The sequence below is a fragment of the Sphingobacterium sp. UBA7038 genome (genome assembly GCF_002494055.1).
GTDB lineage: Bacteria > Bacteroidota > Bacteroidia > Sphingobacteriales > Sphingobacteriaceae > Sphingobacterium > Sphingobacterium multivorum.
On sequence record NZ_DLAV01000039.1, the window covers coordinates 350,589 to 364,248 of the forward strand.

10 protein-coding genes are annotated in these 13,660 nt (G+C 41.7%); 1 reads left to right on the forward strand and 9 read right to left on the reverse strand.

Annotated elements, in window-relative coordinates; genetic code table 11:
* Window position 1 precedes the first annotated feature (1 nt).
* From B3H30_RS23070 to B3H30_RS23090, 5 genes are all read right to left on the reverse strand, one after another.
* On the reverse strand, window positions 2-1,492 hold the full coding sequence (locus tag B3H30_RS23070; RefSeq protein WP_286834867.1) for an arylsulfatase: 1,491 nt from the start codon (window positions 1,490-1,492) through the stop codon (window positions 2-4).
* Window positions 1,489-3,012, reverse strand: coding sequence for a sulfatase-like hydrolase/transferase (locus B3H30_RS23075; RefSeq protein ID WP_088161080.1), 1,524 nt, complete (start codon window positions 3,010-3,012; stop codon window positions 1,489-1,491). The genes B3H30_RS23070 and B3H30_RS23075 overlap by 4 nt, the downstream gene beginning before the upstream one ends.
* Window positions 3,013-3,067: 55 nt before the next feature.
* On the reverse strand, window positions 3,068-4,723 hold the full coding sequence (locus B3H30_RS23080; RefSeq protein ID WP_088161081.1) for a RagB/SusD family nutrient uptake outer membrane protein: 1,656 nt from the start codon (window positions 4,721-4,723) through the stop codon (window positions 3,068-3,070).
* A gap of 17 nt (window positions 4,724-4,740) precedes the next feature.
* Window positions 4,741-8,130, reverse strand: a complete 3,390-nt coding sequence (locus tag B3H30_RS23085; RefSeq protein ID WP_286834868.1) for a SusC/RagA family TonB-linked outer membrane protein — start codon at window positions 8,128-8,130, stop codon at window positions 4,741-4,743.
* Window positions 8,131-8,353: 223 nt separating this feature from the next.
* Window positions 8,354-9,529 (reverse strand): FecR family protein, encoded by a 1,176-nt coding sequence (locus B3H30_RS23090; protein WP_145327448.1) that lies wholly within the window; start codon window positions 9,527-9,529, stop codon window positions 8,354-8,356.
* A 370-nt stretch (window positions 9,530-9,899) separates the two neighbouring features.
* Here B3H30_RS23090 and B3H30_RS23095 point away from each other — a divergent pair, with 370 nt between their 5' ends.
* Window positions 9,900-10,325, forward strand: a complete 426-nt coding sequence (locus tag B3H30_RS23095) for a hypothetical protein (RefSeq protein WP_088161084.1) — start codon at window positions 9,900-9,902, stop codon at window positions 10,323-10,325.
* Here the strand turns inward: B3H30_RS23095 and B3H30_RS23100 are convergent.
* From B3H30_RS23100 to B3H30_RS23115, 4 genes are all read right to left on the reverse strand, one after another.
* Entirely contained in the window at window positions 10,306-11,178 is an 873-nt protein-coding gene (locus tag B3H30_RS23100) for an EamA family transporter (protein ID WP_088161085.1), read from the reverse strand. The two genes, B3H30_RS23095 and B3H30_RS23100, sit on opposite strands and share 20 nt — an antisense overlap.
* Window positions 11,165-11,983, reverse strand: coding sequence for an alpha/beta hydrolase (locus B3H30_RS23105; RefSeq protein WP_088161086.1), 819 nt, complete (start codon window positions 11,981-11,983; stop codon window positions 11,165-11,167). Before B3H30_RS23105 ends, B3H30_RS23100 begins: the two co-directional genes overlap by 14 nt.
* A gap of 74 nt (window positions 11,984-12,057) precedes the next feature.
* Window positions 12,058-12,633 (reverse strand): Crp/Fnr family transcriptional regulator, encoded by a 576-nt coding sequence (locus B3H30_RS23110; RefSeq protein WP_167512257.1) that lies wholly within the window; start codon window positions 12,631-12,633, stop codon window positions 12,058-12,060.
* A gap of 112 nt (window positions 12,634-12,745) precedes the next feature.
* On the reverse strand, window positions 12,746-13,522 hold the full coding sequence (locus B3H30_RS23115; RefSeq protein ID WP_145327446.1) for a hypothetical protein: 777 nt from the start codon (window positions 13,520-13,522) through the stop codon (window positions 12,746-12,748).
* Window positions 13,523-13,660: the final 138 nt, after the last annotated feature.

The window sequence follows — 13,660 nt, forward strand, 5'->3', positions numbered from 1 at the left end:
TTTATTTTTTAATCATCTTATTCGCTACAATCTCCCATTCCTGTATATGACCAGGCTGGTGTTCATTATGGATAATTTCATCGAAATGCAGCAGCATTTGTGGGTGCTGTACCGCGATATCTTTTTCTTCCCAAGGGTCTGTTGTTAAATCATATAATTGCCATTTTGATTTAGGGTTTTTCTTCAGATCGAGCTTGACTGCCTTCCAGCGTCCTTCGCGTATGGCGATCTGGCCGCCCTTTTCTGGATATTCGAAATAGAGATATTGATGTTTTTGTTGGTTCTTTTGACCCAGCCAGGTTGGAAGGAGGGAGAGCCCATTGCTGTGGCCGGGGCTTTGTTGAACCAGCTGAGCGAAGGTAGCCATGAGATCGTATTGGGCCGAAATCAAGTCTGTATCGGAATTCGCTTTGATATGGTTGGGCCACCTGACAATTAACGGAACTTTGATACCGCCTTCAAAAACATCCATTTTCAATCCCCGAAGTGAATCGACACTGCGGAAAAAACGATAATCTATGCCCCCATTAAAGCCAGTTCCGTTGTCACTGGAGAATAGAATAATGGTATTGTCATCTATTCCCAATGCTTTGATATGCTTCATAATCGTGCCGACCTGGTCATCCAGATAGGTGATCATACCGGCATAGGTTGCTCTTGGATAGGGGGTAGCCGTATAGCCGTCCTGTCCGTAATAAGGTTTGTCATGGAAGAGGTCCTTATATTTATCTACATATTCCTGTGGAACTTGTAGTGATAAGTGCGGCAATGTATAAGGAAGGTATAAGAAAAAAGGTTTGCGTTGGTTTTTGTCGATAAAAGCCAGTGCTTTCTCAGTCATTAGTTCAGGTGCATATTCCTTACCGTCAAACTGTTTGAAGTCCTCCGCCGTGGCCTTACTGGAATCTAAAGGAGAATGGACAAATTTTTCCTTGTTTTGAAGGGGATATTTTGTTTCATTTTCCCAAAGATGTGTTGGGTAATAATTGTGTGCCTGTTTTTGGTCCAGGTAACCGAAGAAATAGTCAAATCCCTGTTTATTGGGGCTTCCGGTGGAATTATTCATTCCAAGTCCCCACTTTCCAATGGCAGCGGTCTGATAACCGGCTTTTTTAAATAGGTGAGCCATGGTATACGTTCCTTCAGGTAGTGGCATCTGGCCACCCTCGAGACTATCTGCGAAACCGCCCAATTCATAATTTCCGCGAATATAAGATTGGCCACCATGCTTGCCCGTTAATAACATGCAACGGGCTGGGGCGCATACTGGAGTACTTGTATAGTGGTTTATAAAGCGTAAACCTTCATGTGCCAGTTGCTGGATATTTGGTGTTTTGATCAATCGTTGTCCATAGGGCTCAGTTTCGGCATAACCTAAATCGTCTGCATAAAAAAATATAATATTGGGCAATTTATGCTGCTTTTTCTTTTGTTGTGCAAAAAGAGTCCCCCATCCGAGGAGGATGAGGGAAAGTCCAACTTTTAGTTTCATTTTTTACGTTCTCCTTCCAATAATTGCTTGAGTTCAGCGACCTTTTCTGGATATTTTGAAGCCACATTATTCTTTTCGCCGATATCATTTTTAAGATCGTATAACTGATCTTCCGGAAGACTTCCTGTTTCTGTATCGGTTAATTTCATGTAGGGGGAACCTTTGCTTGGCGCAATATATTTCCATTCGTCCTTTACGATGGCAAGTGTCTGTGCATGCTGAACCATACTGCTACGTCCCTTATTATCTTGACCGGTTAAGGTTTTCAAGAGCGGCGCGCTGTCTTTTGCTTCATCTGCTTTTAGTGGAACATCCAATAATTGGGCACTTGTTGCCAAGAGGTCTATTTGGCTGATCAATGCATTGGAAACTTTTCCCTGTGCAACGCCCTTGCCGCTTACGATAAAGGGCACGCGAGTTCCGCCTTCGAAGATGCTATATTTGCCACCGCGTAGTGGACCTGCGGGTAAATGGCCATTTTGCTGGGCCACAGCGCCATCCATATACCCGTCGTCGAGAACGGGGCCGTTGTCGCTGCTGAAAATTATAATCGTGTTTTTGTCAAGTCCCAAAAGTTGCAATTGCTGTTGAATTTGTCCGACGGTCCAATCCAATTGAAGGATTGCATCGCCGCGGTAGCCGAGTTTGCTTTTACCTTTAAATTGTGTTGCTGGCATGCGAGGGACGTGTGGTTCTGTCAAGCAGAAGTAGAGAAAGAAGGGTTTGTTTTGATGTTGCGAAATAAAGTCCTGGGCCTTGTGAAGAAATGTTGTAGAAACTTCTTCGTCTACCCATCTTGCACGTGTTCCACCGCTCATGTAACCGATTCTTCCGATACCGTTGACAATAGTTTGATTATGTCCCTGGCCAGGTGAAGAATGCATTTTGAGCAGTTCGGGATGCTCTTTTCCTGTGGGGTCGTTACCTATTTTCTTTTCATAGTCGACCAGGATTGGATCATTGGCCTCTGCAGCGACGACCTGATCATTTTCAAGGAACACCGTTGGGACGCGATCTGCTGTTGCAGGAAAAATGAATGAATAGTCAAAACCTACATCATTAGGCCCGGGTTTGATGGGTGCGTTCCAGTCTTTTTGGACCTGATTTCCGAGTCCCATATGCCATTTGCCAACAATGGCGGTAGCGTAGCCCGCATGTTTAAATACTTTGGGTAAGGTGATTTTATCTGTTGGAACGATTAGTTTGGCATCTCCGGGCAGAATGCCTGTACCTTCCTGACGCCAGGGATACGTTCCGGTCATCAATGCAAAACGGGAAGGGGTACAAGTTGCCGAAGTACTATGAGCATTGGTAAATCGTACGCCGCTTTGGGCGAGCTTATCCAGGTTGGGGGTTTCGATTTGTTTGGCACCATAGCTGCTTAAATCACCAAAACCAAGGTCGTCTGCATAAATATAGATCACATTTGGTTTACTAGCCTTTTGGGCAAAACTAACTGTGGGGAGCGCTGCGAAAAGGCTCGAGGAGAGTAATAACGTTAGGGATAGTGGCTTCTTCATATACGTTAAGTTTTGTTTAAAGGGTATCGTTTGACAATTGACGATACCCAAGATACTATTTTAAATTTGGATTGATATTAACTTCATTTTGCGGAATCGGCCAATGTTCATCTTGGCCAACCCGGAAGGATTTGCTGGTCACATACCATCGGCTATAAGGGTCTTTACTTCCACCGGATTTTATTCGAAGATTTTTCGCATTTGGAAATGGGGCGCCATAAAAGTCACCTTTCAGTACATCCTTTGCGATACCCCAACGTAGTAAATCCCAATAACGAAGTCCTTCCAATGCGAGTTCCACACGTCTTTCGTTGCGTAACGTCGTGCGCAAGGAGGTACTACTTTGGACGTTAATGGCTGGCATATTAACGCTGCTTCTTTTTCTGACAGCGTTGATGGTTTTGTCGAGTAAGTCGCTGGTAATAGGATCTCCATTTTCGAGTTTGGCTTCAAGGTAACTCAGGAGAACTTCGGCGTAGCGTACAATAGGAACGTCGGCTCCAGAGTTTTGTAAGTTTCCACTAAACCCTTCGTCGTTGAACTTGCGTAATCCGTAGCCCGTACGAGTGGCCTGTTTTGTTGTTGTCAATTGGTCGATAGATAGGGTGGAATCGGGGTGAGAAGTATATTTAAGGTTTTTGAAACGATCACCATTCGTTATCACGGTGAAGGCTAAACGCGGATCCCGGTTTTTGCTGATGTCTTGCGCATTATAGCGCGCATCATCGTACGAAAATGCCGTTCCATCGGTGAAACCATAGCTTTCTACAAGACTACCGAGCGGACAGTGAAGATGCCAGCCGCCTGCGATTGCCGGAAAATTGTGCTGAAACATACCGTTTCCGGCAAGATCAACCAAGTACTGCGTGGCAAAAATAATCTCTTTGCTCGTTTCGTTGGTTCCATTAAATAATCCTGAATAGTTAGGATCTATGTTATTTTCATTGGCATTGATGATCTGCTCATAGCTTTTGATAGCGTCGGCGTAAGATTTTTCTGCCAGTTGGATGCGTCCAAGGAAAGCGAGGGCTGCCTGTTTGCTTGCGCGGCCCCTTTCTGCGGTAGTCAATTTGCCATAACTAGGTAAGTCGTTTGCCGCTTCCTGCAATTCACGCGCGACAAATGTAACCAATTCCTGTTTTTTCGCTTTGGAAACCTGATTCGCTTCACTGGGCGTTAAAGTTTTGGTAACTAAAGGGGCATCACCCCAGTATTGGGACAGGTAGAAATATTGGCAAGCACGAATAAACCGGGCTTCTGCTTTAAATCGTGCGAGTAGATCTGCTGAAATAGGAGTTTTATCTATATTTTCAAGAAAATAATTTACACGGGCGATTTTCTTGTAGGTATACATCCAATAATTGTCTAAGTTGCTATTATTGCTCGTTAATGTACCATCGGATAGTTTGTTGAAAACCGAATTATCACCACGTCTATCGTAGGCGTTGTCCGAAGCAAACTCCAGGTAAAGCAGACCGTTATAGGACCACCAATCTGTAGGGCTGAATTCGGCGAGGGAGTTCATTTGTATTTCTGCTTTGTATAATCCTGTCAGCGCTGCTCGAGCATTCGTTTCGTTTGTCCAAAAGGTTTCGTTGGCAAATTTATCCAGTGGATTGGTTTCCAGTTGCTTTTTACAACTGGTACTCAGGCTTGATGCAAAAAGAATGCATAAGGCCAATTTTATAGGTTTATATGAGATGTGTATCATGGTTTTTTATCGATTGGTTAAAAACTAAGGTTAACCCCAAATGTAAAATTGCGCATAATAGGGTAGTAGGCTCCGCTTGAATTGATTTCGGGATCCCATCCTTTTCTATAGTTGCTTTTCGTGAATAGGTTTTCGGCATTTGCGTAAACCCTTAGACCCGACAATTTCCATTTGTTAAGGATGTGCTTAGGAATGGTATAACCCAATTGGATGTTCTTGAGCCGCAGATAGCTTGCGTCCAGTAACCAGTAGTCCGATAGCAGGGTATTTGGTGTGCCAGTATTCGGCAATTGTTCAATTCTTGGGTATATGGCATTTCGATCGGGATTGGCTGCAGTCCATCTGCCATCAGCTTGCCAGCGTTGGATATTGCCGTTTTGTGTCAACGCAAATCCAGCATAATTGTCCAATAAGCCTTTGACACCGCTTACACCTTGAAGAAGTATTCCTAAGTCAAACCCTTTGTAGTTCATTCCGATATTCATCCCGTAGGTGTATTTGGGGATGCGTGATCCAATTACAGTTCGGTCGTACGTAGCGTCTACTTTTCCATCAGGTACACCGTCGGGGCCACTGATGTCCTTGTAGCGGATATCGCCTGGTTGCGGTTTGGGGTTGATGCTGGTTTGATTGGTATAGCTTGCAATATCGGCTGCATCAATAAACAAGCCATCGGCCTGGTAGCCGTAGTAGGCTTGAATCGGGTAACCGATAAATAGGGTTGAACCATTTCCCACTAAGCCATTCGGTTGATTGATATTGCCGACACCCAAATCGACGACCCTATTTTTGACCGTAGAGAAGTTCAGATTTACGTTGTAAGAAAAATCATTTAATTTTTTTTGATGCCCTAGTGTAAATTCCCATCCTGTATTTCGAAGTTTTCCAGAATTTTGTACACCTACTTCAAAACCCAAAATTTTGGAAACACTAGAACCTGGGCTCACCAAAATATCGTAAGTATATCGGTTATAATAGGTACTGCTGAAGGTCAGTAAATTTTTAAATAAAGCCACTTCTACGCCCGCATCTGCCGTTCGGGTCGATTCCCAGCGTAGCATAGGGTCAACAATTGTTGTTCGGGCGACCCCTGGAGAAATAGTGTTTCCAAAGGGGTAATTGTAACCAGGATTTAAAACATCCTGGTATGGGTAGTTAGAGACAACGCGCTGTTGGACATTATTGACAATATTTTGGTTACCGAGAACTCCATAAGATCCTTTGATTTTCAATTCGTCTATCCAGCTATAGTGGTCCTTTATAAACGATTCTTCACTCAGTAGCCAACCTACTGCAATTGAAGGAAAAGTGGCATACTTTTTATCGGTTGGAAAACGGGAAGATCCATCGTATCGAACAACACCTTCGACCAGGTATTTCTTGGCATAGTTATATTGTATGCGTGCAAATAACGATTCCAATGCCCACTCAGTAGCTGTACCAGTATTTTGTTGTCCATCTGGTGAACCTACATTTAACTCGGTAAGATCATTGCTGGGAAAATTCTGGCGGTAAGCGCTTAAACCTTCGCTGTAGCCTTTCTCGAAAGAATAACCGCCCAATATTTTCAGGGAATGTTCCCCGATCGTTTTATTATAGTCTGCTAAGGCCTGAAACGTTTTATACGTTTCATAAGGAGCAGTTTGATTGAGGCTAGAAGGTCCGAGCGTAATGGAATTGTTGATCCGTTGTGATGCTCTAAAAAGTTTTGTGCGGCCATTCGTCTGCGTATAGCCCCCAATAGCGGACAAGGTCAGATCTGAAATCGGTTTCCAGTCGAGTCTTGCGTTTCCGGAGATATTGGATACTTTTTCTTTGTAGAAAGATTCGCTCTCCAGGAAAGATACAGGTGTCCCCTTCAGGTTATTCCCTGCGCCCCAGTCGCCGTTGCTCAGGCGGATCGGGTATATGGCGGGATAGCGAATCACCTGAGAAATGATATCCGTCATGCTGGAGAAGTCAAGCGTTGCCGGTGCTGCGGGTTCGTCTGTTTCGGTCTGAATTGCTGCTACCCGCGTCGTTAATTTGAGCTTGTCATTGAGGTTTGATATGAGATTGAGGCGGACATTGTATTTGTCAAAATTGTTTTTGATGACAATACCTTTTTGATTGAGAAAGCCCGCAGATAAGGTGTATTGTATTTTATCTGTGGTATTGGATATATTTAAGTTGTGGCCTGTTTGCGCCGCTTGGGACTTGAATGAACTGGTCAAGTAATTCCTATTTGGGTAGTTATCGGGATCCGAGCCATCTTTAAATTTTTGGATCTCCTCTGCGGTGTAGCCTCCGCCGCCACTTGTGGTTTCATTGAGCAAGGAAGCGTACTCCCAAGAGTTGACAAATTCGGGGAACGCTGTTGGTTTCTGGATACCGTAATAGCCATTGTAATTGACCGTTAATTTTCCACCTGTTGCCCCGGTTTTTGTTGTAACCAGAATAACACCGTTGGCGGCTCTAGCTCCATATATCGCAGCGGAGGAAGCGTCTTTCAGTACCGAGATAGATGCAACATCATTTGGATCGATATCATTGAAGGAATTGGTGGGTATACCGTCGACTAAAATAAGCGCGTCGGTACTTGCACCGAACGAACCCACACCACGGATCTGTATGGTATTGTTTGCTGCACCAGGCTGACCAGATCGCTGTATGACGGTCACACCGGGCATTTGACCTGTGAGGGCTTGCGCAAGCTGGGGAACGGAGCGTTTGGCTAGTTGTTTCCCATCAACTTGGGAAACCGAACCGATTAATTCTTTCTTTTTTGTCGTACCGTAGCCTACGACGACGACTTCTTCCAAAGCATCGACCTGTTGGCTAAGTTCAATATTCAGGTAAAGCTGGTTGGATAATGGGATTTCTTTGGTTTGGTAGCCGATCATTTTAATCACGAGTACGGCATTATTATTTGCTTCGATCTGAAAGTTACCACTTTCATCTGTCGTGGTTGCCCTTGTCGAACCTTTTATTATAATCGTCGCGCCCTGAAGCATTGTTCCTTTGCTATCGTGAACATTTCCTTTGAATGTGCGGGTTTGTTGTACTAACGTGTAGTTATTTGGAAGCTCATAAGTCGGATAATTTGTTTTTAACTTCGTTACGACAAGCATATTGTCCTGAAAACTCCAATCGACAGGTTGGTCTTTTAAGAGAAGCTGTATGGCTTTTTCTAAAGGCATATTACGAACCTGCGCCTCAATTTTAATGTCGGCAAGTTCTTTACCATTCAACAGAAAGGGGACGCCACTCTGTTTTTGGATGGTACGTAATACCTGCACCAAAGACATTTTTTTGGCGTTAATAGTAATTGATTGTGCGTAGCTAGCTGCAGACAGCTTAACAACACATGCAAGGGTAAAAAAGGCACTAAGCTTCATTTTGGTCTTCCATTGCTTGGGTATGTTCACAGCAATTCGATTTCTATGAACAAGAAAATTAAAATTCATAAATTTGTTGAATTAGGGATATAATCTATTATTAAACTGATTGGGTAAATCGGTCAAAAATGGAGATCGCTATTATGGCCGATTAATGTTCGTAGCATTGGTCGGCTTTTTTAGTATCTCGTTTGGTCTCGTTAGGTTGGTTTTCTCATAATTGTTGTTTTTGGGTTATTTCATGGATAATTGGTTAGTTTGAAACAAAGAGTTTACGAACTCCATTTTCTTGGATCAAGTCAAATTTAATATGGCTACGCTCCAGGATCTTTAGGACTGCCGCGAGACTTTTCGTGCGTTTAATTTCGCCATATAAAAGTGTTTCTTTTATCGGTTGCGTGTAGATGATTTGCAGGTCATACCATTGGCCGATCAGTTGTAGAGCAGTATGGAGGTCCGTTTCATTAAAATAGAATTTATTGTCGAGCCATGCGATGTAATTAGCGGGATCGACCACTTTTTTAGATAGTTGACCCGAAGCTAAGAGCGCTTGCTGATTGGGCTTGAGCTGTAACGTTTGCCCTTGCGCCGATAGATTGATACTCCCCTCTATAAGCGTTGTACTACTTTGGGATTTTGAATAGGTATTTACGTTGAATTCAGTGCCCGTGACTTCAATTTGTTGCCCGTTGGAAAGAACATGGAAGGGTACCTTTTTATTTTTTGCAATTTTAAAATAGGCTTCACCGTCCACTTCAACAACACGTTTGTTGTTTGCAAAACGAAGCGGGTATTTAAGTGTTGTTTTTGCATTGAGCGTAATCTCCGATCCATCTTCCAGTTGGAGTTGCAGCATCGTGCCAGCAGGGGTGTTGACCGTGGCCATCAGATCTCCTTTTAAAGAGGCGTTTTGAAGGATAGTACCGTCTTCGTAGGTTAAATTTTCTCCTGAAACCAAGGCTCCTTTCTGACTCGATACCTGGAGCACTTTGCCGTTCGAAAGCCGTATTTCTGCCTGGTTGCTCTGTGCTTCTACGTCATTTAAGACGATTCGATTACTGACCGGTGCAACTTGTTTTCTAACCATGAAATACATCAAACCTCCTAAGATTATGCTTATTAAAGCTGCTGCGTAGGGAAGCAGGTGTTTTATATTTCTGATAGGAGATGGTTTAACGGCAGAGGTCCGAATAGTTTCTAGGGTCTTTGCTTTTAACCTTTCGTTCCAATCCATTGTATCTGAAGCCTGAAGCTCGCTCCATTGATTCAAGTCGTTTATCAAATCATGGTTATCCAGGAGGTCTTCAAAAAAAACACGATGTTCTGCTGATTCATCCAACCATAACTTTAAATCGGTCTTTTCATCGGACGTTAAGTTGTCGCCGATATACTTTATGATTAGTTGTTTGATATCATCAGTCAATCTCATGGTATATAATTTTAGATAGATACGTAACAGGGAGGATAAACCTTAGTAAAAAAAGTAAAAAAATAATTAGGTGCAGCACGTCGACAAATATTAAGCTCCAACCGACCAATATCGTCAATACCACGTCCAATATTGCTTTGGCATTTATCTTAACGGATTAATTCGCATCTTTAAAGAAGATTATTGTTTTTACTTAAAGCTTGATGGTTAAAGGGATTTATCAGCTGTAACTTGTAAAAGGTCGGCGTTGAAATCAGTTTTGGGATTGCTGCTCTCCGCAGGAACTGGTCGAAATGTATTAAAGGAAAATAGGAGGGAGCGAGAAGTTCAGGCCTATTCGCGGTTTTATTTATTTTAAAATAGTGTGCTGATGAAAAGGAAGCTAAGTTTTATTTTCCTGCGAATTATAGGGTTTAGTGTATTGACGACCTTTGTCCTTACAGCCATACTTCAGGCAAATAATGAGGCTGCAAAAAGAGCACGTTGCTACATGCCCTTTTTTACAGAATTGTTGCTTTCATTCGTGGCACTCTGTATTGCGATTGGTACGATATCTATTTTTCTAAATCTAAATAAGCAATTCAGAACCAGTAGGCTTGCACGGGCACTATCCTTTGTTTTATTGCCCGCCGCTATTAGCCTATTGTTTTCGTTCTTTCTGATCCAAGCAGGCGGAGCATCCAATATATTTGAAATGCTCCACATGGCTGCAACTATAGTTCCAGTATGGGGACTGATCTTATGGCAATATAATAGATTTAATCATTGGTTGACTACTACGGCTTACCAACATTAATTATAATGACAGCCATTAAAATCAGGAGTATGCCAAACCATTGGAACCCTGAAACAACTTCCTGTAGAACCAACATGGCAGATAAGGTTGAAACAGGGATCTCCAGACTTGAAATAATATTTCCCATCGCTATTCCGGTTTTTGGGATTCCTTTTGTAAATAGTAAGGGGGGAAGAATAGTTCCAAAAATGGCAATCAATAATCCCCAGGGCAATGCATTAGGTTGCATATACCGAATAATATCAATGTTCCAAAATGCTACGATGAGCAGCAGTCCGCCTAAGACCAAGAATTGGCTACGTACTGGACTCGGTAAGTCTTTTTCCACTGTGCTTGAAGCATAAATTGCCAACGCATAACTTATTCCCGCTCCGAAACCCAGTATTATTCCTTTGTAATCAAGATTATTATTGTTTTGGAAGAGATTGGTTGCTAAGGTCGTTCCGAGCAAAACAATAGTAACTCCTGTTATCTTGCCTTTTGACGGAAACTTTTTCAACAGGACTGCTTCTGCAACCAAACTTATCCAAATGGATTGCATCAGTAAAATAATTCCAGCGGATACGGGGATATATTGGATGGAAAGATAGTAAAGTGTTGTTGTTAGACCAAGGGAAATGCCCCAGACCATCAGTTTAATTTTTGATGAAAATTTGATGGTGTTATGTTCGTCTGCATTACGCTTTGACAACAGATTAAAGGACAACAAAAAGAGAAAACCAAACATAAACTGCAGAAAGGTCAACAAACTTGTGTGTATCCCTAAATGGTTTGCATATTTCACAATTGTTGCGAGCAGTCCATAACTACATGCGCCTGCAGCAACATAGAGTGTCGATTTATAGTCCTTCATGTTGAAAGTAGTTTTGAAATAAAGCCAACTGTTGTGATAGTGATTTGCTCCAATAAGCAGTATCGTGTCCTCCTTTTGATTCGATGTAAAGATGCTCGATATTTTTGTCGGTCAGATGCTTGTGGAATGTACGGTTCATTTCCAGCATTTGCAGGTCTTCAGTTCCACAATCGAGGATATAGCGTTGTTTATTGTGCTTCATTTTATCTTCGTTGCTGTAGATGCGGTCTACATCGTTCAGATTTTTATAGTCGCCCAATACCTTGTCTACCTGATATTGCAGGTAAGCTTGTCCGAAGCGGTCGAAATCAAGAGCACCGCATGAACTTCCGACGATCGAAAATGTTTGTGGATAGGCTATGCCGATGTGCAATGCTCCGTAGCCACCCATGCTCCAGCCCAGTATTCCGCGCGCATTTCGGTTTTGTTGCGTCGGGTAGTGATGATCGATGTAACTTACTAGTTCATTTCCTATAAAAGTGGTGTATTGTGCATGTGGATCGATAGGACTATCTACGTACCAAGAATTGAAATTTCCATCTGGTAGTACATAGATCGTCTGAAATGTTTTTGCTTTTTGGATTAAGTCCGGAATGTCTTCTTGTACGGTACGGGTGGGGGTGCCGCTATAACCATGGAGAATATAAACTGTTTTATAATTGATCCCGTCTTGCATGTCGGGCGTAATTATAATGGTTTCAATGTTTTTGTCCATTTTGGCACTATGGATTTTTGTCTTAACGACTTTTTGTGCAGCCAGTGGTAGGCTAAGGGCAGAAAATAGGAGTGTGCATACTGTTTTCATAGCTTAAAATTTTGTCTCTATAAGGCAAAATTCAACAGTATAATCTTTAAAAACGTATACACATGTTGATGGAATTATTCTTTTAATTCCTTACGGATGCGACTTAATTGCGTGGGAGTTACACCAAGATAGGAGGCGATATGACGCTGCTTGAGGCGTTTGAAAAGCACCTGATTCTTATGAAGTTCAAGATAACGTTCCTTTGCAGATTCCCACTTGAGCTCGATTTCAAGTGGTTCTTTTTTGACCACCCAATTCTTTTCCAGGTAGGCTATCTGAAAGAGCGCCAAATCATGCTTTGTGCGGACAAGCTCACGGAAAGCCTTGGCTGAATATTGAATTAACTCCACATCTTCGAGCGCAATGATGTTGAAGGTGCTCGGTGTTTCTTCAATGATGGCGGCGGTGGAAGCACAAAAGCTATTTTCTTCAAAAAACATTTTGTAGATAATATTGCCATCAGCGTTTGATTTATAATAACCTAATAATCCTTTGCATATAAAATAATAGTACTTAGCATATTCTCCAGCACGTAGAATATGTTCATTTTTTTTGAACTGCTTCACCTGAAAGATAGTTTTCAAAATTTCTGTCGTAGCTGGGCTAAGCGCAGCATAAGTATTCATTTCGAAGAGGAGTTTTTCTATCATCAATAGGTAACTGTTTTGTAAATGACCGATCTATCTATTTAACAAAGTTAGTGAAATGATCGCTTCAATTGTACTTTACCAGATTGTAACTTGGAAACTAAAGATTTTTACACTAGTCTTTGATGGAGTACTCGGTTCCATTCAGACCGACATATATTTCCTTGTCGAGGTCACCGCGATAGCCAATAAACAGCGGATACTGCTGTTCACGTAATGGATTATTATAAAGCTCCTCAATATTTGCATACTTTGCTTTTACAATGATTTGATTGGTCTCACTATTTTTTATTCCCTTCAACAAAGTGTGCTCACTGGTAAAATCTACGTAAGGTATTTCTTTTCTTTTGGGGCGGAAAATCAATTTAACTCCTTCCTCAATCAACGCCTTATTTTTTATGCGAAATTCCTGAATGGATTGCTCTTCCGGAAATATTTGTTTTCCGCTCTGGTTGTCTTTGATATGTTGAAAGAGTGTGTTTTGATCTATGCTGTCGCTATAATAAACAGTTGAATTTTTGTACAGATAAATTGTTGTTTCACCTGTTTTAAAATCGGCGGCATTGTATTTATATACTCGTGTTCCCTTTTTATCGATACGGTAGCGTTCGCCATTGAATAGTACCCAAGCATAGTCTTCTGTTCCATATTTAATGATCTCGGGATTATTTACATGGAAAAGTTGGAAATTGTAATCAGCTTCGAATAGTTCTGCTTTTTCAAAAAGTGCCTTTATTTTAACGTTTAGTGATTTGTCACAGTAGCCAAATAAGCTGTTCTGCATGAGTGTCGGAATTAAATCAGGATACACCAAATCCGTTAAAGCTAATTTATCTTGGGCATGAGTAGGTATACTTAAGAAGGTTAAAAGTAGTAAAACAAAATTTTTCATCCGTTGTGCTATTTAATGTGCATAACAAAACTATCAAATTAGATCTGTTAAAAAATCAATGAAAATAGTGATTTTTAATCGGGGAATATTAGTGTCAATTCAACGTTAAAAATTAATCCAAATTTTCTATCTTTGTGG